Annotated in this window: 25 protein-coding genes; 8 read left to right on the top strand and 17 right to left on the bottom strand. The window is 72.7% G+C overall.

The features are described from left to right. Positions 1–13: 13 nt before the first annotated feature. Positions 14–877: a GAF and ANTAR domain-containing protein gene (locus ACYF6T_RS27860; protein WP_461699816.1), complete on the top strand. Its 864-nt coding sequence runs from the start codon at positions 14–16 to the stop codon at positions 875–877. 321 nt (positions 878–1,198) lie between these two features. Beyond that, complete coding sequence (locus ACYF6T_RS27855) at positions 1,199–1,480, top strand: hypothetical protein (RefSeq protein ID WP_461699815.1); 282 nt, start codon at positions 1,199–1,201, stop codon at positions 1,478–1,480. Positions 1,481–1,529: 49 nt separating this feature from the next. Here the strand turns inward: ACYF6T_RS27855 and pspAB are convergent, their stop codons facing one another. The 4 genes from pspAB to glnA form a co-directional block, all read right to left on the bottom strand. Next, positions 1,530–2,114 carry a PspA-associated protein PspAB gene (gene pspAB, locus ACYF6T_RS27850; protein WP_461699813.1) on the bottom strand — a complete coding sequence of 195 codons (585 nt, stop codon included), beginning with the start codon at positions 2,112–2,114 and terminating at the stop codon, positions 1,530–1,532. Positions 2,115–2,117: 3 nt separating this feature from the next. Continuing rightward, the gene (gene htpX, locus ACYF6T_RS27845) at positions 2,118–3,041 is read right to left on the bottom strand and encodes a zinc metalloprotease HtpX (protein ID WP_461699811.1); all 924 of its coding nucleotides are present in this window, start codon (positions 3,039–3,041) and stop codon (positions 2,118–2,120) included. 117 nt (positions 3,042–3,158) lie between these two features. Next, positions 3,159–3,422, bottom strand: coding sequence for an SCO2583/SCO2584 N-terminal domain-containing protein (locus ACYF6T_RS27840; RefSeq protein WP_461699809.1), 264 nt, complete (start codon positions 3,420–3,422; stop codon positions 3,159–3,161). A 105-nt stretch (positions 3,423–3,527) separates the two neighbouring features. Beyond that, positions 3,528–4,937, bottom strand: a complete 1,410-nt coding sequence (gene glnA / locus ACYF6T_RS27835; protein ID WP_461699807.1) for a type I glutamate--ammonia ligase — start codon at positions 4,935–4,937, stop codon at positions 3,528–3,530. Between the two features lie 196 nt (positions 4,938–5,133). Here glnA and ACYF6T_RS27830 point away from each other — a divergent pair, with 196 nt between their 5' ends. After that, entirely contained in the window at positions 5,134–5,604 is a 471-nt protein-coding gene (locus ACYF6T_RS27830) for an RDD family protein (protein WP_461699806.1), read from the top strand. Between the two features lie 113 nt (positions 5,605–5,717). On the opposite strand, the gene ACYF6T_RS27825 is transcribed toward ACYF6T_RS27830, so the two are convergent. From ACYF6T_RS27825 to lipB, 4 genes are all read right to left on the bottom strand, one after another. Next, positions 5,718–6,419 (bottom strand): DUF4191 domain-containing protein, encoded by a 702-nt coding sequence (locus ACYF6T_RS27825; RefSeq protein ID WP_461699805.1) that lies wholly within the window; start codon positions 6,417–6,419, stop codon positions 5,718–5,720. A gap of 67 nt (positions 6,420–6,486) precedes the next feature. Next, the gene (locus tag ACYF6T_RS27820; RefSeq protein WP_461699804.1) at positions 6,487–6,687 is read right to left on the bottom strand and encodes an SCO2195 family GlnR-regulated protein; all 201 of its coding nucleotides are present in this window, start codon (positions 6,685–6,687) and stop codon (positions 6,487–6,489) included. Between the two features lie 277 nt (positions 6,688–6,964). After that, entirely contained in the window at positions 6,965–7,930 is a 966-nt protein-coding gene (gene lipA / locus ACYF6T_RS27815) for a lipoyl synthase (RefSeq protein WP_461699803.1), read from the bottom strand. 74 nt (positions 7,931–8,004) lie between these two features. Further along, positions 8,005–8,829 (bottom strand): lipoyl(octanoyl) transferase LipB, encoded by an 825-nt coding sequence (gene lipB / locus ACYF6T_RS27810; RefSeq protein ID WP_461699802.1) that lies wholly within the window; start codon positions 8,827–8,829, stop codon positions 8,005–8,007. A 215-nt stretch (positions 8,830–9,044) separates the two neighbouring features. On the opposite strand from lipB, the gene ACYF6T_RS27805 reads away from it, so the two are divergent. Next, positions 9,045–10,478 carry a regulator gene (locus ACYF6T_RS27805; protein WP_461699800.1) on the top strand — a complete coding sequence of 478 codons (1,434 nt, stop codon included), beginning with the start codon at positions 9,045–9,047 and terminating at the stop codon, positions 10,476–10,478. A 25-nt stretch (positions 10,479–10,503) separates the two neighbouring features. On the opposite strand, the gene ACYF6T_RS27800 is transcribed toward ACYF6T_RS27805, so the two are convergent. Then, on the bottom strand, positions 10,504–11,862 hold the full coding sequence (locus ACYF6T_RS27800; protein WP_461699799.1) for an NAD(P)/FAD-dependent oxidoreductase: 1,359 nt from the start codon (positions 11,860–11,862) through the stop codon (positions 10,504–10,506). 149 nt (positions 11,863–12,011) lie between these two features. Beyond that, entirely contained in the window at positions 12,012–12,908 is an 897-nt protein-coding gene (locus ACYF6T_RS27795) for a TIGR01777 family oxidoreductase (RefSeq protein WP_461699797.1), read from the bottom strand. A gap of 67 nt (positions 12,909–12,975) precedes the next feature. Here ACYF6T_RS27795 and ACYF6T_RS27790 point away from each other — a divergent pair, with 67 nt between their 5' ends. Further along, entirely contained in the window at positions 12,976–13,464 is a 489-nt protein-coding gene (locus ACYF6T_RS27790; protein WP_461699796.1) for a GNAT family N-acetyltransferase, read from the top strand. A gap of 3 nt (positions 13,465–13,467) precedes the next feature. Here ACYF6T_RS27790 and ACYF6T_RS27785 read toward each other — a convergent pair whose 3' ends face one another. Continuing rightward, positions 13,468–14,652, bottom strand: a complete 1,185-nt coding sequence (locus ACYF6T_RS27785) for a MarP family serine protease (protein WP_461699795.1) — start codon at positions 14,650–14,652, stop codon at positions 13,468–13,470. Positions 14,653–14,849: 197 nt separating this feature from the next. Between ACYF6T_RS27785 and ACYF6T_RS27780 the strand changes: the two genes are divergently transcribed. Then, positions 14,850–15,671 (top strand): peptidoglycan recognition protein family protein, encoded by an 822-nt coding sequence (locus ACYF6T_RS27780; RefSeq protein ID WP_461699793.1) that lies wholly within the window; start codon positions 14,850–14,852, stop codon positions 15,669–15,671. Positions 15,672–15,682: 11 nt separating this feature from the next. On the opposite strand, the gene ACYF6T_RS27775 is transcribed toward ACYF6T_RS27780, so the two are convergent. After that, the gene (locus ACYF6T_RS27775) at positions 15,683–16,804 is read right to left on the bottom strand and encodes a lipid II:glycine glycyltransferase FemX (protein WP_461699791.1); all 1,122 of its coding nucleotides are present in this window, start codon (positions 16,802–16,804) and stop codon (positions 15,683–15,685) included. Between the two features lie 157 nt (positions 16,805–16,961). On the opposite strand from ACYF6T_RS27775, the gene ACYF6T_RS27770 reads away from it, so the two are divergent. Beyond that, positions 16,962–17,195 carry a hypothetical protein gene (locus tag ACYF6T_RS27770; RefSeq protein WP_461699789.1) on the top strand — a complete coding sequence of 78 codons (234 nt, stop codon included), beginning with the start codon at positions 16,962–16,964 and terminating at the stop codon, positions 17,193–17,195. 12 nt (positions 17,196–17,207) lie between these two features. Here the strand turns inward: ACYF6T_RS27770 and ACYF6T_RS27765 are convergent, their stop codons facing one another. The 4 genes from ACYF6T_RS27765 to ACYF6T_RS27750 form a co-directional block, all read right to left on the bottom strand. After that, complete coding sequence (locus tag ACYF6T_RS27765; protein WP_461699934.1) at positions 17,208–17,726, bottom strand: DUF4240 domain-containing protein; 519 nt, start codon at positions 17,724–17,726, stop codon at positions 17,208–17,210. A 56-nt stretch (positions 17,727–17,782) separates the two neighbouring features. Further along, a complete protein-coding gene (locus tag ACYF6T_RS27760) occupies positions 17,783–18,757 on the bottom strand; it encodes a helix-turn-helix transcriptional regulator (protein ID WP_461699788.1) in 975 nt (324 codons plus the stop codon). A gap of 56 nt (positions 18,758–18,813) precedes the next feature. Next, on the bottom strand, positions 18,814–21,516 hold the full coding sequence (aceE, locus tag ACYF6T_RS27755; protein WP_461699787.1) for a pyruvate dehydrogenase (acetyl-transferring), homodimeric type: 2,703 nt from the start codon (positions 21,514–21,516) through the stop codon (positions 18,814–18,816). 270 nt (positions 21,517–21,786) lie between these two features. Further along, entirely contained in the window at positions 21,787–22,410 is a 624-nt protein-coding gene (locus ACYF6T_RS27750; RefSeq protein ID WP_461699785.1) for a GntR family transcriptional regulator, read from the bottom strand. A gap of 278 nt (positions 22,411–22,688) precedes the next feature. Here ACYF6T_RS27750 and ACYF6T_RS27745 point away from each other — a divergent pair, with 278 nt between their 5' ends. Further along, positions 22,689–23,393: a hypothetical protein gene (locus ACYF6T_RS27745; RefSeq protein ID WP_461699784.1), complete on the top strand. Its 705-nt coding sequence runs from the start codon at positions 22,689–22,691 to the stop codon at positions 23,391–23,393. 62 nt (positions 23,394–23,455) lie between these two features. On the opposite strand, the gene sucB is transcribed toward ACYF6T_RS27745, so the two are convergent. Then, a partial coding sequence (sucB, locus tag ACYF6T_RS27740) for a 2-oxoglutarate dehydrogenase, E2 component, dihydrolipoamide succinyltransferase (RefSeq protein WP_461699783.1) occupies positions 23,456–25,121 on the bottom strand: 1,666 nt, incomplete at its 5' end.

The raw sequence follows: 25,121 nt of genomic DNA, 5'->3' as shown, positions 1-25,121 counted from the left end.
GTAGCATTCCGGTATGGTCCCCGGTCTCGGAGCCCCCGACCCGCTGACCTCCGCGCAGCGGAAGGCCGACACGGCGCGTGCCAGTGCCGCGCACGAGATCGGCCTCGCCGAACGGTGCGAGGTCCTGGCCCAGGAGGCCCCCCTCCGGCAGCACCGGGAACTGCACCTGCGCAGCGCCGCCGCGCACCGCTCGACGGCCGCCCGCCATCTGATCGCGGCCGGACTGCTGGACGCCTACGCGCGGCGGCTGACGGACTGGGCCCGCGACCAGCGCGCCCCACGGCCCCTGTTCATGACCGGCGTCGCGGAGGCCTGCGGCACCCCCAGCGCCGCCCTCGCCCTGGTTGGCGAGGCCCTGGACCAACTGGCCGTGGCCGCCTCCGACGAGTCGGCCCGCGCCGCCCAGGAACTGGAGTTCCTGCTGGGGGAGGGACCCGCCCTGGAGGCGGCCCGCAGCGTACGGCCGGTGTCGGCGCGCGGCCCGGAACTGGACCGGCGCTGGGGCGGATACGGGCCGGCGGTGCGGGAGCTCGGCATCAGCGAGGTGATCGCCGTGCCGCTCGGCATGGAGGACGTCTGCGTCGGCGCGCTGACCGTCTTCGACCCGGCCCCCGGCGTCGCCGGCTCGACGGACCTCACCGAGGTCGCCGACGCGCTCACCCACTCGATGATCCTCGGTTCCGGCGGCGACCCGAGTCTGTACGGCGGCATGCAGGTGCACGCCCTCGTGCACCAGGCCGCCGGCATGGTGTCCGTACAGCTCGACTGCACGGTGGCCGACGCGCTGGAGATGATCAAGGCGCGGACGTTCGCGGAGGGGGTGTCCGCACGGTCCGTGGCGGAACGCATCCTGGCCGGCCGCTTGCGCCTGGGCTGAGGCGGCCCCGACCGGGGAACGAGCCGTCCGCCCCGCCCCCGGGCCCCAGGTTCTGGCTGAGGTTCTGCATGAAGTGGTCGTCGAGGCCACAGCGTGCCCCGGCCGCCCCCTCGGGGCCGGAGAAAAGGAGATGCACGCCGAGTGATCGCTTCCCTACGCTGGACACACGGTGCGGAGCTGCTCACCCCGCTTTCGGCAGGACAGGCATCACCCCCCGGACTCGGGGCTACTCTCTACGCACCGACGGCCCGACGCCCCTCCCCCAGCGTCCCGTCGCGACATCCAGCACCGCTCGGAAACCCACGCCCACGGAGGCCCGTGATGGGCACCATCTTGATATCCGGGACCGTCGTCCTGGTCCTCTTAGGATTCGGAAACCACGTCTGGTGGCTCGCCGCGGTCGCCGTACTGTTCCTGTACCTGCAGTACGGACGCAGCGGCTCACCGTCCTCGTCGGCGGGCGGCGGATCCTCCTCGGGATCCATGCCGTCCAGCTACCAGGCCTACCGCAAGCGCCGTGACCAGCAGGCGAAGTGGGAGCGCCGCTACCGCCGTGAGCGCCCCCTGGAGTCCCGCCGTCAGGAGCGCGAGAAGAGCAAGTAGCGCGAGGCGAACAGGCAGCGGGCGAGGCGCGCAGTGCTCGCCGTCCGGTTCACAGTCCGGGAGCGCCCCAGACCGGGAACCACCGGCTGAGGTCCTGCTCCATGCGCAGGTCGCCGGCGAGCGCCGCCTTCACCTCGAGCTCCAGCGCGTTGTCACGCCGCTGCCCGCCACCGGGCAGCGGCGCGAACGGATAGAACGTGCCCCGCTTGTAGAGGTACACCAGCGCGAGCCGCCTGCCGCCCTCGCCCTCGAAGGCGGCGAGGGAGCACAGCAGTTGCGGCCCGAAGCCGTTGACCTCCATCGAACTGTTCACCGCGTGCAGGTCGTTGACCAGCTCGGACAGCCGGCCGGGGGAGCGGCGGGAGACCAGCCAGGAGTAGCCGAACTCGTCCTGGCTCAGCTCCACCGGCGGCCCCTCCCGGTCGGCGTCCGCGTCCAGCAGGGCCTGGACCTCCCGGTGGGTCTGCTCGAAGGCCCCGCCCTCGACCGTGGCGAAGCACACCGCGCCGGTGCCGGTCGGGGTGAAGCCGGTCGCGGCCTCAAGGGTCACGGCGGCCGACGGCAGCGCGAAGAGCCGGTCCAGATCGGGCAGGACCGGCTTCGTGCGGCCGAGCAGGATGTCCAGCAGCCCCATGCATCACGCCTTTCCGGTTCCAGGGGTGGCCGCCTCGCCCAACTCGGCGGAGATCCGGCCCAGTTGCTCCAGCCGCTGGTCCAGCGTCGGGTGGGTGGAGAAGAACCGCTCCAGGCCGGGCTCCTTGCCGGTGGCCGGGGTGAAGTAGAAGGCGTTGAAGGCCTGCGCGGTCCGCAGGTCCTTGGTGGGGATCCGGGCGATGTCGCCGGTGACCTTGGTCAGCGCGGAGGCCAGCGCCGAGGGCCGCCCGGTGAGCAGCGCCGCCGCCCGGTCCGCGGCCAGTTCCCGGTACCGGGACAGGGCCCTGATCAGCAGGAAGCTGATCGCGTACACGGCGGCCGAGACGCCCATCACGGCGGCGAAGACGGCCGCGGTGTTCTGGTCCCGGCGCCCGCCGCCGAACAGCTGCGAGTAGAAGGCGAACCGCACGATCAGTCCGGCGATCACGCCGAGGAAGGACGCGATCGTGATCACGGCGACGTCCTTGTGCGCCACGTGCGACAGCTCGTGCGCGAGCACGCCCTCCAGTTCGGCGGGCTCCAGCCGGCGCAGCAGCCCGGTGGTCACGCAGACCACCGCGTGATCGGGGCTGCGCCCGGTCGCGAAGGCGTTCGGCATGTCCATCTCGGAGACGGCGACGACCGGCTTCGGCATGTCGGCGATCGCGCACAGCCGGTCCACCACGGCGTGCAGCTCGGGGTACTCCTCCCGCTCCACGACCCGCCCGCGCATCGCGAACATCGCGATCCGGTCGGAGAACCAGAACTGCGCGACGAACATCGCCGCCAGCAGCACCACGACGAGCAGCCACGACTTCAACAAGACGATCAACGCGGCCACGAAGCCCACGTACAGCAATCCGAGCAGGAACATCGTGACGGTCATCCGCACGGTCAACCGCCGGTCGCTCCTGAAGCGACTCCGCATCTGCCTCACCCCGCAGTCAGGCACTCGTCCCGCACTCCAGTGTGCACCCGCCGACCACCATGAAGCGGTCCCGAACGGCCCTAGGAGCAGCAAAAGGTCCCTGTGCGGGGCCTGTCCCTAGTACGGCGCCCGGAAGCGCGCCCACCCCAGCAGCACGATGACCGCCACCACGCAGCCCAGGACGATCGCCGTCGACACCCAGGACGAGCGGCGCGGGGCCACCGGGCCGGGGTCGGCGCGGAAGGGCTGCGGCCCGGGCGGGTTCTCCTTCCACCGCGCGGCCAGCATCCGCGCTCGGGCGGAGGGCTCCTTGTACGCGGCGCTGTCCGCCCACCGCAGGTCGAACTCGCGCTCCTGGCCGTCCTGTTCGTGCTCCGGCATCCCGTCCACCCCCGTGTCGTGTCGTCGGCAGAATAGAACATACGCCCGCGCCCCGCCGTCCGTACGACAGCGGGGCGCGGGCGTGATGCCCGGGTCGGGCGCCGATCACACGTCGAAGTAGAGCTCGAACTCGTGCGGGTGCGGGCGCAGCTGCAGCGGGGCGATCTCGTTCGCGCGCTTGAAGTCGATCCAGGTCTCGATCAGGTCGGCCGTGAAGACGTCACCGGCGAGCAGGAACTCGTGGTCGCGCTCCAGGGAGTCGAGGACGGCCGGGAGCGAGGTCGGGACCTGCGCGACGTTGGCGTGCTCCTCGGGAGCCAGCTCATAGAGGTCCTTGTCGATCGGCTCGGCCGGCTCGATCTTGTTCTTGATGCCGTCCAGGCCCGCGAGCAGCAGCGCGGAGAAGGCCAGGTACGGGTTGCCGGAGGAGTCGGGCGCGCGGAACTCGACGCGCTTGGCCTTCGGGTTGGAGCCGGTGATCGGGATGCGCATCGCGGCGGAGCGGTTGCGCTGCGAGTACACCAGGTTGATCGGCGCCTCGAAGCCCGGCACCAGGCGGTGGTAGGAGTTCACCGTCGGGTTGGTGAAGGCCAGCAGCGACGGGGCGTGCTTGAGGATGCCGCCGATGTAGTAGCGGGCGGTGTCCGACAGGCCCGCGTAGCCGGCCTCGTCGTAGAACAGCGGGTCGCCGTTGCTCCACAGCGACTGGTGGACGTGCATGCCCGAGCCGTTGTCGCCGAAGATCGGCTTCGGCATGAAGGTCGCGGTCTTGCCGTTGCGCCAGGCCACGTTCTTCACGATGTACTTGAAGAGCTGGAGGTCGTCGGCGGCGGCGAGCAGCGTGTTGAACTTGTAGTTGATCTCCGCCTGGCCGGCGGTGCCCACCTCGTGGTGCTGGCGCTCGACCTTCAGGCCGGCCCGCTCCAGCTCCAGGGAGATCTCGGCGCGCAGGTCGGCGAAGTGGTCGACCGGCGGGACCGGGAAGTAACCGCCCTTGTAGCGGACCTTGTAGCCGCGGTTGTCCTCCAGCGCACCGGTGTTCCAGGCGCCGGCCTCGGAGTCGATGTGGTAGAAGCTCTCGTTCGCCGACGTGGCGAAACGCACGCTGTCGAAGACGTAGAACTCCGCCTCCGGGCCGAAGTAGGCCGTGTCGGCGATGCCCGTCGACGCGAGGTAGGCCTCGGCCTTCTTGGCCACGTTGCGCGGGTCACGGGAGTACTGCTCGCCCGTGATCGGGTCGTGGATGAAGAAGTTGATGTTGAGCGTCTTGTCGCGGCGGAAGGGGTCGACCCGGGCGGTCGACAGGTCCGCGCGCAGCGCCATGTCGGACTCGTGGATCGCCTGGAAACCACGGATCGACGATCCGTCGAAGGCGAGCTCCTCGTCCGGGTCGAACGCCTCGACGGGCACCGTGAAGTGCTGCATGACGCCCGGCAGGTCGCAGAAGCGGACGTCGACGAACTTGACGTCCTCGTCCGCGATGAACTTCTTGGCCTCGTCGGCGTTCTGGAACATCCAGCTCCTCCTACTCCCGACCGCCTGCCGGGGTGGTAGTTCGTTCGTGCGGCCAGTGCGGTGGCACACGCTGACCTCGACCCTAGGGACGCGTGATTTCTCGGGCGTGACCCATTTGTTTCGCACAAGTTAACCGGACCCCGCCCGGTGTACCCCACCTGTCCGTATCGCGAAACAGGGGCAGTACCGTGGACGCGTGGACAAGAGGGAAGCAGTTGGGTCGTGGCTCTCGGGCCCGCGCGCGGCCGCAGAGGAAGCCGGTGTCGACTTCGGATACCGCGGTGAGCAGCTGGGCCTGCCCGAGCACGGACCGGGCTCGATCGCCCGCCCGGGACGGCGGCTCGGCGCCGTGGCCGTCGACTGGGGCCTGTGCCTCTTGATCGCATACGGTCTGATCACGCACGGCTACCACCCCCAGGCCACCGGGAACTGGGCCCTGCTGGTCTTCTTCGTGCTCGGCGTCCTGACCGTCGGCACCCTCGGCTTCACCCCCGGCAAGCGCCTCTTCGGCCTGCGCGTGGTCACCCTCGCCACGGGCCGCCCGAGCCCCCTGCGCGCCCTGCTGCGCACCGCCCTGCTGTGCGTCGCCCTCCCGGCCCTGATCTGGGACCGCGACGGCCGGGGGCTGCACGACCGGCTGGCGGGCACGGTGGAGGTGCGGATCTAGGCCCACGACGGCCGCGACGGCCGCATGACGAAGGGGCGCCCCGGTCACCCGGGACGCCCCTTTCTCCGTATGCCTGCGCGCGGTGTTCTCCGTATGTCCGCGCGCGACTGCGGTCACCGCGCCTTCGGCCCGCCCTTCGGCAGCTTCATGCCCTTCGGCATCGGTCCCTTCGGCACCGGCATGTTGCTCATCAGGTCGCCCATCGCCCGCAGCCGGTCGTTGGTCGCGGTGACCTGCGGCCCGGTCAGCACCCGCGGGAACTTGAGCATCGTGGTCCGCAGCTTCTTCAGCTCGACCTGCCCCTCGCCCGTGCCGACGATCACGTCGTGCACCGGCACGTCCGCGACGATGCGGTTCATCTTCTTCTTCTCGGCGGCCAGCAGGCTCTTGACCCGGTTCGGGTTGCCCTCGGCGACCAGGACGATGCCGGCCTTGCCGACGGCCCGGTGCACGACGTCCTGGCTGCGGTTCATCGCCACCGCCGGCGTCGTCGTCCAGCCGCGGCCGATGTTGTCCAGCACCGCCGCGGCGGCGCCCGGCTGGCCCTCCATCTGCCCGAAGGCCGCCCGCTCGGCCCGGCGCCCGAAGACGATCGCCGTTCCGAGGAAGGCGAGCAACAGGCCCAGGATCCCGAGATAGATGGGGTGACCGATCAAGAAACCGATCGCGAGGAAAACACCGAAGATGCCGATGCCGACAGCCGCGAGTACAAGACCGATCTTCTTGTCGGCCCTGCGGGTCATCTTGTAGGTCAGGGCGATCTGCTTCAGTCGCCCGGGGTTCGCAGCGTCTGCTGCCGTGTCCTTCCTCGCCATGGTGCGAAGTCTACGTGGCCCGGGGAGCGCCGACGACGGCAGTGGGCGGGAAGGGAGTCGGGGACGGTCAGGAACGGACGGACGTGACCTGCTCGAGGACGCGCTGCGCCTCGACCCGGTCCTTGGCCCGGCGGCGGTCCTCCAGGACGGAGGTCCAGGCGTTGCGGCGGGCGGTGCGCTGACCGCTGCTCATCAGCAGCGACTCGACGGCACGCAGTGCATCGGTGAACGACGGGATGGCGGTGGCGCGAACGGGCGCGGCCTGCATGATGGAGGTCCCCCCTCGGGAATGGCGGCTCTGGTGAGCGGTGCACGCGGTGTACAACCAGGGTCACTGATTGGTGTTACCAGGGCGTGACCGACCGGTCAAACACCAATGAAGCCTTGCTACGCAGCGAAAAGACCTTGACGCGGCCCCGGGACCGCCCCCATCTGCGGGGACGTCCGGGACCGCGTCAATCGGCCAGTACTGAGCGGTAGTTGCTTGTGCGCGGATTCACACGCGCTCAGGCCCACCCGCTGGCACTCCGTGCCACGGCGCGGGGTCAGACCGCCTGCGAGGCGACGTACGCGCCGCGCTTCTCGACCGCCATCTGGTACAGCCGCCCGGCCCGGTAGGAGGAGCGGACCAGCGGGCCGGACATCACGCCGGAGAAGCCGATCTGCTCGGCCTCCTCCTTCAGCTCCACGAACTCCTGCGGCTTCACCCAGCGCTCCACGGGGTGGTGGCGCACGGACGGGCGCAGGTACTGCGTGATGGTGACCAGTTCGCACCCGGCGTCGTGCAGCTGCCTGAGCGCGTCGCTGACCTCCTCGCGGGTCTCGCCCATGCCGAGGATCAGGTTGGACTTGGTCACCAGGCCGTAGTCGCGGGCCGCGGTGATGACCTTCAGGGAGCGCTCGTAGCGGAAGCCGGGGCGGATGCGCTTGAAGATCCTGGGCACCGTCTCGACGTTGTGCGCGAAGACCTCGGGGCGGGCGGAGAAGACCTCCGCGAGCTGCTCGGGGACCGCGTTGAAGTCGGGGGCGAGGAGCTCGACCTTGGTGTGACCGCCCTCGCGGCCGGCCGTCTGCGCGTGGATCTGGCGGACCGTCTCCGCGTACAGCCAGGCGCCGCCGTCCTCCAGGTCGTCGCGGGCGACGCCGGTGATGGTGGCGTAGTTCAGGTCCATCGTCACCACGGACTCGCCGACGCGGCGCGGCTCGTCCCGGTCGAGGGCCTCGGGCTTGCCGGTGTCGATCTGGCAGAAGTCGCAGCGCCGGGTGCACTGGTCGCCGCCGATGAGGAAGGTCGCCTCGCGGTCCTCCCAGCACTCGTAGATGTTCGGGCAGCCGGCTTCCTGGCATACGGTGTGCAGTCCCTCGCTCTTCACGAGGTTCTGCATCTTCGTGTACTCGGGGCCCATTTTCGCCCGGGTCTTGATCCACTCGGGCTTGCGCTCGATGGGGGTCTGGCTGTTGCGGACCTCCAGGCGCAGCATCTTGCGTCCGTCGGGTGTGACTGCGGACACGACCGGCTCCCTAGCGATTGATTCTTCGGCGTGCTCAAGGGTACGCCCGTTGATTTGAATGCCCGTGGTGGTGTTCAGGCCGCCGGTGTCTTGTCGATCACGCGCGGCTTGAGGTCCGCGTTCTCCAGTACGTCCCTCAGGTGCCGCTCCACCACCGGCAGCACCTCGGCGATCGTGACGTCCCGGCCGAGCTCGCCCGCCAGCGAGGCGACCCCGGCGTCGCGGATGCCGCACGGGATGATGCGGTCGAACCACCGGTTGTCGGGGTTCACGTTCAGCGCGAAGCCGTGCATCGTCACTCCCTTGGCCACCCGGATGCCGATCGCGGCGATCTTGCGGTCCTCACGGCGCTGCCCGGCGTTGGAGGGCGCGTACTCGGGGCCGTTGAGGCGCGGGTCGAACTCCTCGTCGGTCAGGCGGGGGTCGAAGTCCAGCGAGAGGCCTCCCCCAGCCTCCGGCCGGGGGGACCCCCAGGCCGGACGCCGTTCGACGGGGTCGCCCAGCACCCACACGCCGCTGCGGCCCTCGACCCGGGTGGTCTCCAGGCCGAACTCGGCGCAGGTGCGGATCAGCGCCTCCTCCAGGCGCCGGACGTGCGCGACGACGTCCACCGGGCGCGGGAGCTTCTGGATGGGGTAGCCGACCAGCTGGCCGGGGCCGTGCCAGGTGATCTTGCCGCCGCGGTCCACGTCGACGACCGGGGTGCCGTCCAGGGGGCGCTCGTCGTCGGCCGTGCGCCGGCCCGCGGTGTAGACCGGCGGGTGCTCCAGGAGCAGCACGGTGTCGGGGATCTCGTCGGCGAAGCGCGCCGCGTGCACCCGGCGCTGCTCGTCCCAGGCCACCTGGTACTCCACCGCTTCGGTACCGAACCCCATGCGGACGAACCGCAGCTCACTCACGGCAAGCGCCTCCCTAGAAGGTCGTAAGGCACGAAACGTGCCTACGCCACTGTACGACTGGCTGTCTCGCGTCAGCTCCGTGGCCAATCCTCACACGATCGGATGAACGAGCGTCGAAGTGTGCGACCGCATGCTCACTCTCCGCTACATTCACGCCGTTCACAGAGGCCAAAAGGGCTGCTCACAGGCAATCCGGGCAGGAGACCGCACCGAGGATGACGGAACGACCCGCGCAGCGCACTCCCAATCGACAGCTCGCCGCGCTCATCGCAGAAGCGGGGTTCTCCAACGCGGGTCTCGCCCGTCGAGTCGACCAGCTCGGTCTCGAACACGGGCTGGATCTGAGATACGACAAGACATCCGTGACCAGATGGCTGCGCGGCCAGCAGCCCCGGGGCACCACGCCCGCCCTCATCGCCGAGGTCTTCACCCGGCGGCTGGGGCGCCGGCTCACCGCCCAGGACCTGGGGCTCGACGCCTGCGCGCCGGTGTACGCCGGGCTGGAGTTCGCCGGCTCGCCCGAGGAGGCCGTCGACATCGTCAGCGGGCTGTGGCGCAAGGACTCCGGCAGCCACGCCGAGCTGCGCAAGATCGCGTTCACCCCGGCGGGGCTGGTGGTGCCCAGCCGGGACTGGCTGATCGGACGGGCCGACGACAAGGTGGCCCGCGGCCCGGAACCGGCCCGCGTCCCCGCCCAGGGCCGGCCCGGCGTACCCCGCCAGCGCGGCGCCGACCGCGGCCCCGGCGCCAAGGTCACCGCCGGCGACATCAGCGCGCTGCGCTCGGTGGGCGACCTGTTCCGCACCCTCGACGACATGTACGGCGGCGGACACGCCCGCCAGGCCCTCGTGCGCTACCTGGAGCACGAGTGCGAGCCGATGCTGCGCGGCACCTACGACGAGCAGACCGGTCGCCGGCTGTTCGCGGCCGCGGCCGACCTGACCAGGCTCGCGGGCTGGACGTCGTACGACATCGCGGCGCACGGTCTGGCCCAGCGCTACTTCGTCCAGTCGCTGCGGCTGGCCCAGGCGGCCGGGGACCGGGCGTACGGCTCCTACGTCCTCGTCACCATGAGCCGCCAGGCGGTCTACCTCGGCCACGGCCGGGAGGCCGTCCAGCTGGCCCGCGTGGCCCAGCAGGGGGTCGGGACGAACGCCCCGCCGGTGGTGCAGGCGCTGCTGCACGCGGCGGAGGCGCGCGGGCACGGCGTGCTCGGCGAGGTGCGCAACTGCACGGCGTCGCTGGTGCGGGCCGAACGCGCGCTGGAGGCGTCCCGCTCCGGGGACGAGGTGCCCTTCTGGGCGCGGTTCTTCGACGAGGCGCAGCTGGCCGACGAGTTCGGGCACGCCCACCGCGACCTCCAGCAGTTCCGCGCGGCCGCCCAGCACGCCGAACGCTCCCTCCAGCTGCGCGCGCCCGCGTACGCCCGCAGCCGCCTGTTCTGCCGCGTCGTCCTCGCCTCCGCCCGTCTGGGCCTCGGCGAACTGGACCAGGCCTGCCAGCTCGGCGCCGAGGCGGCGGGGCAGGCGGCGGAGATGCGCTCGGTCCGCGCGATCGAGTACGTACGCGACTTCGAACGCCGCCTGGAACCGTACAAGGACGCGGCCCCGGTCCGCGGCTACCGGGAGAAGGTGGCGGCCCTGACCTGACCCCGCCACCGGCCGGAGACCCGGCTCACGCGGCCTCCCGCAGCGCTGCGCCCGGCGGGTCCGCCCGGTGCATCGAGCCCGCCGCCCCCAGGTCCGCCAGGATCGCCGTGGCGGCCCGGTGGGCCGAGTGCAGGGCGCCCTGGACCGTGCTGGTGTCGCGGTGGTCGCCGCAGACGTAGAGGCCGGCGAGGAGGCGCACCGGACGGCGCAGGTCGTGCGGTGCGCGCATCGCGGGGACGGCCTCGCGGGTGTGGTGCACTGCGAGGGTCTCCCAGCGGGCGGTCGAGGTGCCGTACAGCCGCGCCAGGTGCATGCGCACGGCGGTGTCCAGGTCGGACGGCGGCGGCCCCAGGACGGCCGACGACACCAGCGCGCGGCCGGCGGGGGCGCGGGAGGGGTCGACGGCGCTGACGACCGCCGTGTGCGCCACCGGCCCGCCGCGGTCCGCGTCGAGCAGCAGCGCCGCGCCGGTCGCCGGCGGCTCGTCGGTCGTGTGGTGCACCACGGTCACCGGATGGAAGCCGGGCACCCTGAGCCCCGGCAGCAGGTCCGCCGCGGCCCGCGCGTCCGTCGCGAGCAGCACGGCCCGGCAGCGCAGCACCCCGTGCTCGGCGGTGGTCACGGAGTTGGTGGCCACGGAGGTCACCCGCACCCCGGTGTGCAGGGTGCCCGGCGGCAGCGCCCGGGCCAGCAGCTCCGGCAGCGCCTCCGCGCCGCCCTCCGGCAGACACAGCCCCCCGCTCGCGAACGCCCGCAGCGCGAGGTCGGCACACCGGCTGGACGTCGTCAGGTCCGGGTCGCACAGCAGCGCGGCGAGCAGCGGACGCAGGAAGCCGTCGACGGTGCGGGCGGGCACCCCGCGCGCCGCCAGGGCCCGGCCCGCCGGCAGCTCCGGCCGCGCCAGCAGCCGGTGCACCGGCATCGCGGCCAGCCGCGCCAGCGCCGCGCCCAGCCGGGCCTGGTCGAGCCCGGTGCCGAGGGGCGCACTCGTGCGCGGGGCGCTCCTGGCGGGCGCACTCGCCAGGGCCCGTACGGCATGAAGTGCGCCCCGTGCGCCCCCCGTGGTGGCGACCGCGCCCGCACGGTGCCGGCGCCCGTCGCTGTGCAGCAGCACCCCCGGCGCGAAGGGACGCAGCGCGAGGGTGTCCAGACCGGGGTTGAGCCGTTGATCGGGATATGCGCCCAACGGCATGGTCAGCAACTGGCCGATGCGGTCGAGCCGGAAGCCGTCGACCTTCTCCGTCGACATGCGGCCGCCCGCGTACGGGGCGGCCTCCAGCACCGCGGTGGTCACTCCTGCGCTGGTCAGCCGATGTGCCGCCGACAGGCCGGCGACCCCGGCCCCCACGACGACGACGTCCGCCTGGTACGCGGGCTCAAGCACGTGCCCCTCCTCAGGGTTGCGCGGCCGGTGGAGACGTCATGCCCCCGACAGGCTCTGGAAATACCCGAGTTCGGGTCGAGGTTAGGGCTGTGATCGGTCAAGGGAAGTCGCGCATGAACAGGGCACGGTCGCACACCGGTCGCATACGGTCACAGGGCGGCCCGGATCGCCTCCTCGATGCCCGGGTGGCGGAACGTGAAGCCCGACTCCAGCAGCCGCGCCGGCAGCACCCGGGCGCTGCCCAGCACGTCCCCGGACATCTCGCCGAGCACCGTCCGCAGCACCGGCGCCGGCACCGCGAACAGCGTCGGCCGGTGCAGCACGCGTCCCATGGCCGCGGTGATCTCACGGTTGGTCAGCGGTTCGGGGGCGGTGAGGTTGAACGGTCCGGACAGGCCGTCGGTGTCGATCAGATGCCGGATCGCGGCCACCTCGTCGGCCAGCGAGATGTACGACCAGTACTGCCGCCCGTCGCCCATCCGCCCGCCCAGCCCCGCCTTGAACAGCGGGAACAGCCGTCCCCAGGCGCCGCCCTCACGGCCTACGACCAGCCCGGTGCGCGCGAACACCGTCCGCACGCCCGCCTCCCGGGCCGGCGCCGCCGCGCCCTCCCACTCCACGCACAGCTCCGGCAGGAACCCGCGCCCGGCCGGCGCGCCCTCGTCCACCGCGCGGTCGCCGGTCTCGCCGTAGTAGCCGATCGCGCTGCCGTTCACGAACACCCGCGGCTTGTCATCGAGCGCGGCGATCGCCTCGGCCAGCGCGGCGGTGCCGTGTACCCGGCTGTTCCGGATCCTCGTCTTGTACGCCTCCGACCAGCGCCGGTCGCCCACCCCGGCGCCCGCCAGGTTGACCACGGCGTCGCACCCGGCGAGCCCGGCCGCGTCCACGTGCCGCCGCTCGGGGTCCCAGCGGACCTCGTCGGCGCTTTCGGGAGCGCGGCGGACCAGGCGGACCACCGTGTGCCCGTCGGCCCGCAGGGAACGCACCAGAGCCGTGCCGATCAGTCCGGACGCGCCGGCCACCAAGATTCTTGAACTTTCCATAATCCCATCCTGCCCGGTGCGGGGATAAAGATCCGGTGTGGACACGGCGCGTCCTAGGCTGGCCGCCATGTCCGTTCCGTACATACGCCACGCCACCCTCGACGACGAGGACGCGCTGGGCCGCCTCGACCGTGTCGCCTGGTCGCCGCTGCACTCCGTCCAGCCGCGCCCGCAACCGCCCTACGAGCCCTTCTACAACGAGCGGTTCGGGCCGCGCGACCACCTCGTCGCCGAGCTGGACGGCGAGGTCGTCGGCTACGTCAGGCTCGGCTACCCGACCCCGCTCGCCTGCAACGCCCACGTGCGCCAGATCCAGGGGCTCCTGGTCGCCGAGGAGGCGCGGGGCGCCGGCGTCGGGCGGGCGCTGCTGCGGGCCGTACGGGAGGAGGCCCGCCGGCAGGGGGCGCGCCGGCTGACGCTGCGGGTGCTCGGGCACAACGTGCCGGCCCGCAAGCTCTACGAGGCGGAGGGCTTCGCGGTGGAGGGGGTCCTGCCGGAGGAGTTCCTGCTGGAGGGCGCGTACGTCGACGACGTCCTCATGGGCTGTTTCCTGTGAGCCTCAGGAGCTGATCAGCTCGCCGGTGTCCACCGCGCCCGTCGCGTCCGCCGCGCGCCGGGCGTCGGCGGCGACCTCGGCGGCCGTCAGGACGTAACCCGTCTCGTCGTTCGTGGTGGAGCGGGCGAAGACGACGCCGTAGACCCGGCCGTCGGTGGTCAGCAGCGGTCCGCCGGAGTTGCCGGGGCGCACGGTGGAGCGGATCGAGTAGATCTCCCGGGTGACGGTGGCGTCGCTGTAGATGTTCTGGCCGGTCGCCCGCACCCGGCCGGCGACCGTGGCCGCCTGCAGGTTCAGGTCGCCGTCCTGCGGATAACCCGCCACCACCGCCGAGTCGCCGCGCGCGGCGCTGTCGTCGAAGCGGAGCACGGGGGCGTCCAGACCGGGCACGTAGAGCACGGCGACGTCCCGGTCCGGGTCGAAGAGCACCACACGCGCCTGGTACGACCGCCCGACCCCGCCGATCCGCACGCTCGGGTCGTCGATGCCGGCGACCACGTGCGCGTTGGTCATCACGTGCTCCCGCGCGTACACGAACCCGCTGCCCTCGCGCCCCTGGTCGCCCGAGACGCCCTCGATCTTGACCGTGCTCGACTTGGCCGCGTTCGTCGCGCGCGCCGTGACGCTGTCGCCGGTGGGCTTGGCGACCTCGGCCGTCGACTCGTTCTCGAAGGGGTTGAAGACCTGCGGGAAGCCCGCCTGGGTGAGCGCGGAGGTGGCCCGGGAGAACCAGGCCGGCGTGGTGTCGGGCATGGCGTCCTGGACCGCGCCGAGCAGCGCCGAGTCCCGGATCGCCGTCGTCACCAGCGGCGAGGAGGAGGCGCCCAGCACACTCGCGGCCACCCACGCCACGATCAGCACCGCCGCCGAGTTGGCCACGGCCCCGCCGACCCCGTCCGCCACCCGCAGCGGCCCCCGGTCCAGCTCGCGCCGCAGCCGGAGCGCCAGGCGCCCCGCCAGCTCGTGCCCCGCCACCGCCGGGACCAGCACCGTCAGCACCGCGGCCACCGTCGCCCCGGTCGTCTGCGGCGTCACCATGTCCATCACCCACGGCAGCACCCACACCCCGACGACCGCACCGCCCACGAACCCGGCGAGCGCCACACATCCGGCGACCAGTCCGCGCCGGTAGCCGGATGCCGCGTAGGCCGCGACCACCAGCAGCAACAGGATGTCGAGCAGGTCCACGAAGCCGCCTCTCTCTCTGACCCCCTAGTACGGCTGGGACGGGCCCAGTGATCAGTCACGCGCGCGTGACGATCGGAAACCGCCACGCGCGCGTGCATGTCCGTGCACTTGGAGAAACGACCCGGACCGGGACGATGGTTCCACCGGGTGGCACAGCACACATCGCGGGCGGACGGGATCGGACGGACAGTGGGACCATGCGTGTCCGAAGACGCCGGGGGATACGACGGCGGCGCCGGGTCCGGATACCCGCCCGCGCGGTGCCGCTGCTCGCCTGCCTGCCGGGCCTGGCCGCCGTGCTCGCGCTGGCGCTGTGCGCGGGCGGCGTCGAACGGCAGGCCGCGGCCGGCCCGGCCCGGCCACCCACGGTCCGCGCCGCCGCCGCCGCGCACCGCGCCGCGCGGCCGGCGATCGTGCCGCGGTCCGTCTGGGCGGAGGCCGGCGGCGCGGCGGACACCGCCGCCCGCACCCCGCCGCCCCCGCACTACGACGACCGGGTCGTCGCCGTCTTCGTCCACCACACCGACTCGCCCAACGACTACGACTGCGCCGACACTCCCCGCGTCATCCGCTACCTCGCCGCCGGCCAGACCGGCGCCCGGCAGTGGGACGACATCGGCTACAACTTCCTCGTCGACCGGTGCGGCACCATCTACGAGGGCCGTGCGGGCGGCGTCGACCGGCCCGTCACCGGCGCCCACACCCAGGGGTTCAACCACCGCACCGCCGGCATCGCCGCGATCGGCACCTTCACCGCCGGGGTCCCGGTCCCGCGCGCCATGCTGGACGCCATCGCCGCGCTGGCCGCCTGGAAGCTGGGCCTGGCCGGCGTCGACCCGCGCGGCACGGCCCGCCTGGTCTCCAGCAACAGCCTCAGCCGCTTTCCGGCCGGCACCACCGCCACCCTCCCGGCCCTCGCCGCCCACAGCGACGGCTACATGACCAGCTGCCCCGGCGCCTCCCTCACCGCCCGCCTCCCGGAGATCCGGCAACGGGCGGCCCGCCTCCAGGGCCGGTGACCGCTCCGCGCCTACCTGCGCTCCAGACAGGCCCGCACCGCCCGCTGCAGCACCCTGCCCTGCGCGCCCACCGGGCGCTCCCACTCCCCGAGGTACTCCACCGCCATGCCGCCCGCCCCCGTCTTGAAGCGGAGGCGGCCCAGCAGCCGGCCCCCGGTCAGGGCGGGGGTGATGGAGCGCAGGTCGTAGGTCTCGGCGCCGGAGGTCCGGGCGTCGTACAGCATCCGCCACAACAGGGCGCTGCTGGGCCGCAGTTCGCGTCCCCGGCGGCCGGAGGCGGGGTAGGAGTGCCAGCTGCGGGACCCCACGTTGATCATGAAGGCGGCGGAGAGGACCTCGCCCTCGTACTCGGCGAGATACAGCCGCAGCCGGTCGTCGTCCTCCGCGTTCAGCGCCTTCCACATGCGCTGGAAGTACTCCAGCGGGCGGGCCCTGAAGCCGTCGTGGGCGGCGGTCGCGGTGTACAGGCGGTAAAACTCCGGCAGATCGGCGCCGGTGCCCCAGGCGACCCGGACGCCCGCCGCGTCGGCCGTGCGCAGGGCCTGCGCCCAGTGCGGGGCGAGGGCGGCGCGCAACGCGTCCGGCGTGCGCCCGGCCAGCGGGATCTGGCAGCCGTAGCGCGGCTGGCCCAGGCCGAAGCCGTCGCCCTCGGCGCAGCGCCGCCAGCCGAGCCGCTCCAGCCGCTCGGCGGCGTCCAGGGCGAATCCGTCGATGTCGGCGGCGGGCAGCTCCCGCAGATGCCGTACGCCGGGGTCGGCGATGCCCGCCGTGACGGTGGCCGGATCCCAGCACCGCACGACGACGGGCGGCCCGATGCGGACCGAGAACGCGCCGCGGCCGGCCAGGTGGGCGACGAGCGGGTCCAGCCAGCGCTCCGGGCGCGGGGTGCGCCAGTCGATGGCGGGACCGTCGGGGAGGTAGGCGAGGAAGCGCCGGGTGCCGGGCAGCGGGCGGCAGAGCACGAGCGCGGTGGCCAGCAGTGTCTCGCCGTCGAACCAGCCGACGCTCTCCGCGAGCCAGTCCGGCTTCACGTCGGCCCACTCGGGGATCTGCAGATGGCTCGCGTCGGGGTGCAGCCGCAGGTGGGCGAGATGCTCCTCGCGCTGGATCTCACGCACATACGGGCTGGTCATGGGCAGGGTGCTCCTGTTCGGGCGGCCACCGTAAGCCTGGGTTCACGGGAGGGGGCAAGGCCGCCCGGTTCACAGGTTTCTCCCAGCCGCCTCACCGGTCTTCCCGAGACCGGCTCCCTATCGTCATGCACACGCACTGACTGGAGGTGGGGAAGAAATGAACAGCAGTCACACCCGGGCCCCGGCCCGCACCAGCGGCTGGACCAAGGCCGCGCGCGGCCCCTGGACGGCCCTGTGCGCCGCCGTGGCCGTCGTCCTGGGCCCGGCCGCGGTCACCGCGTCCGCCCTCGACCAGGCCAACGCGGCCCCCATGCACCACACGGCAAAGGCCGACCAGCCCCTGGCCTACATCCCGTCGGACCAGGCCCGCCGCCGCACCACGGCCGCCTGACGCCCCCGGCGTTCAGTCCCGGAACCGCTCCCACAGCTTCGGATAGCGTTCCGCGAGGGCGCGCTCGTTCTCGAAGTCGAGGGCGGTGCCCAGGGGTTCGGGTGGCGCCGGTGGGATGCCCAGGTCGGGGGCGACCGTGCCGGTGAGCTGTTCGTACGCCTCGTCCGCGGCGTAGCCGAGCTCCTCCCCGTCGCCGTCGATCTCCTCGTCGAAGTCGTCCAGCAGGTCGGCGAGCGAGTCGGGGTCGTGCACCGCGCCCTCGTACACCTCGCGGCCCTGGCCGATCAGCCAGCAGCGGAAGAAGTCGAAGGCGTCGTCGCTCGCGCCGTCCAGCAGGACCCAGGCGGCGCCCCACAGCTCCCAGGTGTACGCCCGGTTGTAGCGGGCCTCGAAGTGACGGGCGAAGTCCAGGACCATGTCCGGGTCCAGCTGCAGCAGCCGGTCCACGAGCAGGTCGGCCTGCTCCTCGGGGTCGCCCTCGGCGGCCTCGCGGGTGGCGTCCACCAGCTCCCAGAACTCCGTCTCGTCCATCACGGGTCCAGCATCGGGCCTGCGGGAGTGGGGCGCACGTGGAGTGCGGTGGATTGTTATGTGCCGTACAGGCGCGCGAGCCGGGCCGCGTCCGCCGCGAAACGCGCCCGCAGCTCCTCGGGCGCGAGCACCTCGGCCTCCGGGCCCAGCGCCGTGAGCTGCCCGTGGGCGACCTCCTCCGACTCCACCGGCAGGGTCACGGTCACCCGGCCGTCCGCGTCCGGGTCGCCCGCGCCCGCCAGCGCCTCCCGTGCGGCGGCGGGGTCGACGACGTACGGCAGCCTGCGCGCACCGTCCGGCGACAGCCGTACGACGACCTCGGCGCGCAGGATCGACCGCGCGAACCGCTCGGCCTGCTCGGCCCAGTGGGCGGACAGGTCGAAGTCCGGGTCGCGGTCGAACCGCTCGTCGAGGGCGTCGACGGCGGCGAACCGGTCGATGCGGTAGGTGCGGAAGGCGCCGTCGCCGCCCACCCGGGCGCACAGGTACCAGACGCCGGCCTTCAGCACGAGCCCGTACGGCTCCAGGACGCGCTCCACCTCGCCGTCCCCGCGCCGGTAGCGGGCGCCGACCCGGCGGTCCGCCCACACCGCTTCGGCGATCACGGGCAGCAGCGCGGGTGTCTCCGGCTCCGTGAACCAGGCGGGCGCGTCCAGGTGGAACCGCCGGGCGGCGCTCTCCGGGGCGTCCCGCAGGGCCGGCAGCAGCGCCGCGGACACCTTCAGCCGGGCCGCCGAGGCGGCGTCCTCCAGCCCCATCTCCCTGAGCGCCCCCGGCACCCCGCTCAGGAACAGCGCCTCGGCCTCACCGCGCGCCAGCCCGGTCAGCCGCGTGCGGTACCCGCCGACCAGCCGGTATCCGCCGGCCCGCCCCCGGTCCGCGTACACCGGCACGCCCGCCTCCGACAGCGCCTGCGCGTCCCGGGTGACGGTCCGCTCCGACACCTCCAGCTCCCGGGCCAGTTCGGCGGCGGTCATGACGGACCGGGACTGCAGCAGGAGCACCATCTTGATGAGGCGGGCGGCGCGCATACGGTCATCATGCGACGAGGCCCCCGCCGGGTGGCGGGGGCCTCGTCGCACGCCTCTTACAGGCCGTACTTCGCGCGCGCTTCCTTCACGGCCGTCGCCTTCACCTCGCCGCGCCTGGCGAGCTGGGCCAGCGCGGCGGCGACGACGGACTCCGCGTCGACGCCGAAGTGGCGGCGGGCCGCCTCACGGGTGTCGGAGAGGCCGAAGCCGTCGGCGCCGAGCGAGGACCAGTCCTGCTCGACCCACTGCGCGATCTGGTCGGGGACCTGCCGCATGTAGTCGGAGACCGCCAGCACCGGGCCCTCCGCGCCCTGCAGCGCCTGGCGGACGTACGGGACGCGCTCCTCGCCGCGCAGCAGGGCCGCGTCGGCCTCCAGCGCGTCACGGCGCAGCTCGGTCCAGGACGTCGCCGACCAGACGTCGGCCGCCACGCCCCACTCCTCGGCGAGCAGCCGCTGCGCCTTGAGCGCCCAGTGGATCGCCGTGCCGGAGCCCAGCAGCTGGATGCGCGGGGCGCCCGCCGGGACGGTCACGCCCGCCGACTCCGCCGTGTTGAAGCGGTACAGGCCCTTGACGATGCCCTCGTCGATGCCGAGGCCCTGCGGCTTGGCGGGCTGCGGCAGCGGCTCGTTGTAGACCGTCAGGTAGTAGAAGACGTTCTGGTCCTCGCCCGGCTTGGCCTCGCCGTACATCCGGCGCAGACCCTCGCGGACGATCACCGCGATCTCGTAGGCGAACGCGGGGTCGTACGACAGCGCCGCCGGGTTGGTGGCCGCGATGACGGGGGAGTGGCCGTCGGCGTGCTGCAGGCCCTCGCCCGTCAGGGTGGTGCGGCCGGCCGTGGCGCCGACCAGGAAGCCGCGGCCGAGCTGGTCGCCGAGCTGCCACATCTGGTCGGCCGTGCGCTGCCAGCCGAACATCGAGTAGAAGATGTAGAACGGGATCATCGCCTCGCCGTGCGTCGCGTACGACGTCGAAGCGGCGATGAAGTCGGCCATCGAACCGGCCTCGGTGATCCCCTCGTTGAGGATCTGGCCGTTCGTGGCCTCCTTGTAGTACATCAGCTGGTCGCGGTCGACCGGCTCGTACGTCTGGCCCTTGGGGGAGTAGATCCCGAGGGACGGGAAGAGCGACTCCATGCCGAAGGTGCGCGCCTCGTCCGGGACGATCGGCACCCAGCGCCTGCCCGTCTCCTTGTCGCGGACCAGGTCCTTGACGAGGCGGACGAAGGCCATGGTGGTGGCCACGTTCTGCGAGCCGGAGCCCTTGTCGAAGGACGCGAACACCTTCTCCGCGGGGGCCGGCAGCGGGGCCACCGGGTGGACGCGGCGGGCCGGGGCCGGGCCGCCGAGGGCCGCGCGGCGCTCCTGGAGGTAGCGCACCTCGGGGGAGTCGGCGCCGGGGTGGCGGTAGGGGACCACGCCGTCGACGAACTCGCTGTCCTTGATGGGCAGTTCGAGCAGGTCCCGCATCGCCTTGAACTCGTCCACCGTCAGCTTCTTCATCTGGTGGTTGGCGTTCTTCGACGCGAAGCCCTCGCCGAGGGTGAAGCCCTTGACGGTCTGGGCGAGGATGACCGTCGGCGCGCCCTTGTGGTCGAGCGCCGCCTTGTAGGCCGCGTACACCTTGCGGGCCTCGTGACCGCCGCGCGAGAGGTGGAAGCACTCCAGGATCTTGTCGTCGCTCAGCAGCTTCGCCATCTCGGCGAGCGCCGGGTCGGCGCCGAAGAAGTCCTGGCGGATGTAGGCCGCGTCCCGCGTCTGGTACGTCTGCACCTGGGCGTCCGGCACCTCGCGCAGCCGGCGGACCAGCGCGCCGGTGGTGTCGAGCCGGAACAGCTCGTCCCAGGCCGTGCCCCACAGCGTCTTGATCACGTTCCAGCCGGCGCCGCGGAACTGGGCCTCCAGCTCCTGCACGATCTTGAAGTTGGCGCGCACCGGGCCGTCGAGGCGCTGCAGGTTGCAGTTGATGACGAAGGTCAGGTTGTCCAGGCCCTCGCGGGAGGCCAGCGCGAGCGCCGCCGTGGACTCGGGCTCGTCCATCTCGCCGTCGCCGAGGAAGGCCCACACGTGCGAGGACGAGACGTCCTTGATGCCGCGCGCGGTCAGATAGCGGTTGAAGCGCGCCTGGTAGATGGCGGACAGCGGGCCGAGGCCCATGCTCACCGTCGGGAACTCCCACAGCCAGGGCAGCCGGCGCGGGTGCGGGTAGGACGGCAGGCCGTTGCCGCCCGCCTCCTGGCGGAAGTTGTCCAGGTGCTGCTCGGTGAGCCGGCCGTCGAGGAAGGCGCGGGCGTAGATGCCGGGGGAGGCGTGGCCCTGGATGTAGAGCTGGTCGCCCGACCCGTCGGCCTCCTTGCCCTTGAAGAAGTGGTTGAAGCCGGTCTCGTACAGCCAGGCGGCCGAGGCGAAGGTGGCGATGTGGCCGCCGACGCCGTGTTTGCTGCCCCGGGTCACCATCGCGGCCGCGTTCCAGCGGTTCCAGGCGGTGATCCGGCGCTCCATCTCCTCGTCGCCGGGCACGGCCGGCTCGGCGGAGGTGGGGATGGTGTTGACGTAGTCGGTCTCGAGGAGCTTCGGCAGCGCGATGCCGCCCGCCTCGGCGCGCTCCAGCGTGCGGCGCATCAGGTACGCGGCGCGGTGCGGCCCGGCTTCCCTGGCGACGGCGTCCAGGGAGGCCCGCCACTCGGCGGTCTCCTCGGGGTCGCGGTCCGGGAGCTGGTCGAGCTCGCTCGGCTGGATGGCGTTGGGGTCGGTCATGTCGCCGCCTTCCTCAGTCGAAGGGGGTTCCCTCATCGGCAAGGGTTCGGGGGTGCCCTAGGTCTTTGGCAGGACAGGGCTGGGACCTGGGTGGAGGTCCGTCGGCGACTGTAACTCTCTGATCGATGATCGATCAAAGGGTTGAGGGCCAAAACTTCTCGATTCCGAGAAAGTCGGCATGGGGTGCCCGGGAAAGTGGCACCCGGTGCCGCGTCGGGGAGGGGTTTTCAGAGAGATTTCCGCAGGTGAGCGCAGGAATGCTCGGCTGTGTCAGGCGCGCGGCGCGCAGCCCAGCACGTGCGCCTTCACCAGCTCCGCGATCCTCGGGTCACGCCGGCGGAACGCCTGGACGAGCTCCTCGTGCTCCTCGGCGTACGACTGCTGCACCGTCCCCAGCCAGCGGATGGACAGCGCGGTGAACACCTCGATGCCCAGCCCCTCCCAGGTGTGCAGCAGCACGGAGTTGCCCGCGGCCCGCACCAGCTCCCGGTGGAAGGCCACCGTGTGCCGCACCTGGCCCGTGCCGTCCGCCGCCCGGTCGGCCTCGTACAGGGCGGCCACGTGCGGTTCCAGCGCCGAGCAGTCCTGCGCCAGCCGCTCGGCCGCCAGCTCGGCGGCGATCGCCTCCAGGCCGGCCCGCACCGGATAGCTCTCCTCCAGGTCGGCCGCCGTCAGGTTCCGCACCCGTACGCCCTTGTTCGGCGCCGACTCGATCAGCCGCAGCGACTCCAGCTCGCGCAGCGCCTCCCGCACCGGCGTCTGGCTGACCTCCAGCTCGGTGGCGATCCGGCGCTCCACGATCCGCTCACCCGGCTGCCAGCGCCCGCTGATGATCCCCTCCAGGATGTGCTCGCGGATCTGCTCGCGCAGCGAGTGGACGACGGGCGCGGTCATGAGGGCTCCTCGTAGCGAGGGGCCCTGCGGCCCCCGGGGGCTTTGACGCTTAGACAATAAGGCCGCCGGCGCTCCCGGGAGGGGCGCACGGGGGCGCTTTCGCGCAGGTGAGACGAGACTTACACGCTCACAGCCTCAGGGTGCCTGTAAAGACCCGTACCGGACGGACCGCGGAGTCGTCACCGCCGTGTCACGGCGAGAACCCCCAGGCCGCCCGGGCCGTCGCGGTCGGCAGGGGTGCCTGTTCCGGGGCGCCCCGGGAACGACTGGGGGATGGCATGGACATCGGGGGACAGCGCGGCAGGCTTCGCTGGGCGCTCGCGGCGGCGGCGCTCGCCGGCACACTCGTCGGCCTCACGGGCTGCCGGTCGACACCGACGGCGGCGACCGAGCCCACGACACGGACGCCGAGCCACAGCGCCACGGCGCTCACCGGCATGGCCGCACCCGCCCAGGGCGGCGCGGCCCACGGCGCGACCGGCGGCGCCTGCGTCTTCGTCAAGCCGGACGGCGCGCAGAAGTTCGGCCACGTCGGCTGGGGCTTCCGCGTCACCGGCACGGACCAGTGGGTCTACGGCGCCGTGGAGAACCCCAGCAACAAGCTCTACACCCCGCCCGGCGGCTCCATCGGCGCCTGGCACGCGCAGGGGACGTACGACCGCATGCTCAGCGAGATGTCCCGGGACGCGCACTACCCGGGCAAGTCGACTCATCCCTACAGCCGGTACCGCTGTGTCGCGTCCTCCACCAGTGACGTCGGCAGCGCACGGGCGATGATCCGCACCGTCGAGAGCCGCGGCTTCCTCGTCGGCGTCGACCCCGCGACCGGCGAGCCGACCTCCCGGGACTGCCTCGACGCCACCTACGACGTCCTGCACGCCTACCGCACCCGGCACCTCACCTACGCGCCCCACCTCGGCATCCCGAACGTGTGGGTGGAGACGCTGTGGGCCTGGAGCGACCACACGCTGACCCCCCGCTAGACACGACGACGCCCCCGCCCGGAAAGCACCGGGCGGGGGCGGGTCGGCAGAAGGGCCGCGCCTTACAGGCCGAGCTCGACCTCGAACTCGCCGGCCTCCAGGATCGCCTTGACCGCGGTCAGGTAACGGGCCGCGTCGGCGCCGTCCACCAGACGGTGGTCGTAGGAGAGGGTCAGGTAGGTCATGTCGCGGACGCCGATGACCGTGCCCTCCTCGGTCTCGATGACCGCCGGGCGCTTGACCGTGGCACCGATGCCGAGGATCGCGACCTGGCCCGGCGGCACGATGATCGTGTCGAAGAGCGCGCCGCGCGAACCGGTGTTGGAGATGGTGAAGGTCGCGCCGGACAGCTCGTCCGGGGTGATCTTGTTGGCGCGGACCTTGCCGGCCAGCTCTGCCGTGGCCTTCGCGATGCCGGCGATGTTCAGGTCGCCCGCGTGCTTGATGACCGGGGTCATCAGGCCCTTCTCGGAGTCCACCGCGATACCGATGTTCTCGGTGTCGAAGTAGGTGATCGTGCCCTCGGCCTCGTTGATCTTGGCGTTGATGACCGGGTGGGCCTTCAGCGCCTGGGCCGCCGCCTTCACGAAGAACGGCATCGGGGAGAGCTTGACGCCCTCGCGGGCCGCGAACGCGTCCTTGGCCCGGGCGCGCAGCTTCATCAGGCGGGTGACGTCGACCTCGACGACCGAGGACAGCTGCGCCTGCTCGTGCAGCGCCTTGACCATGTTGTCGCCGATGACCTTGCGGATGCGCGGCATCTTGACGGTCTGGCCGCGGAGGGGGGAGGCCTCCAGGGTGGGCGCCTTCCTGGCGGCCGGGGCGGCAGCGGCGGGGGCCGGGGCAGCGGCGGCGGCCTTGGCGGCCTCGGCGGCGGCCATGACGTCCTGCTTGCGGATGCGGCCGCCGACGCCGGTGCCCTTGACGGTGGCCAGGTCGACACCGTTCTCGGCGGCGAGCTTGCGCACCAGCGGGGTGACGTAGGCGCCGTCGTCACCGGCGGTCGCGGCCGGGGCCGGGGTGACCGGAGCCGGGGCGGGCGCCGGAGCGGCCGGGACCGGCTCGGGGGCCGGCGTGGTGACCTGCTGCGGGGCCGGAGCCGTCGGGGCCTGCGGGGCCGGGGCGGCCGGAGCGGGCGCCGGAGCCGCGGGGGCGGCCGGAGCCGGGGCCGGAGCGGCCGGGGCCTCGGCGGCGGGCGCCGGAGCCGGGGCGGCGGGGGCCGGGGCGGCCGCGGGAGCGGCACCCGGGGCGCCGATGACGGCGAGCTTGGCGCCGACCTCGGCCGTCTCGTCCTCGCCGACGACGATCTCCAGCAGCACACCGGAGGCGGGCGCCGGGATCTCGGTGTCCACCTTGTCGGTCGACACCTCCAGCAGCGGCTCGTCGGCCTCGACGGAGTCGCCGACCGACTTCAGCCAGCGGGTGACGGTGCCCTCGGTGACGGACTCGCCGAGCGCGGGCAGGACGACGTCCGTGCCCTCGGCGGAACCGCCGCCGGACGCGGCCTCGGCGGTGGGCGCCGGGGCGGGCGCGGCCTGCTCGGTGGAGGGGGCGGCAGCGGCCGGCTCCGGAGCCGCGGCGGGCTCGGGCGCGGGCTCGGCGGCCGGGGCGGGGGCGGCGGGCGCGCCCGTGCCGTCGTCGATGACGGCCAGCTCGGCGCCGACCTCAACGGTCTCGTCCTCGGCGACCTTGATGGAGGCGAGGACACCGGCGGCGGGCGAGGGGATC

Source organism: Streptomyces sp. 7R007, assembly GCF_054850255.1.
This window is presented reverse-complemented; position numbering and strand designations above follow the sequence as displayed.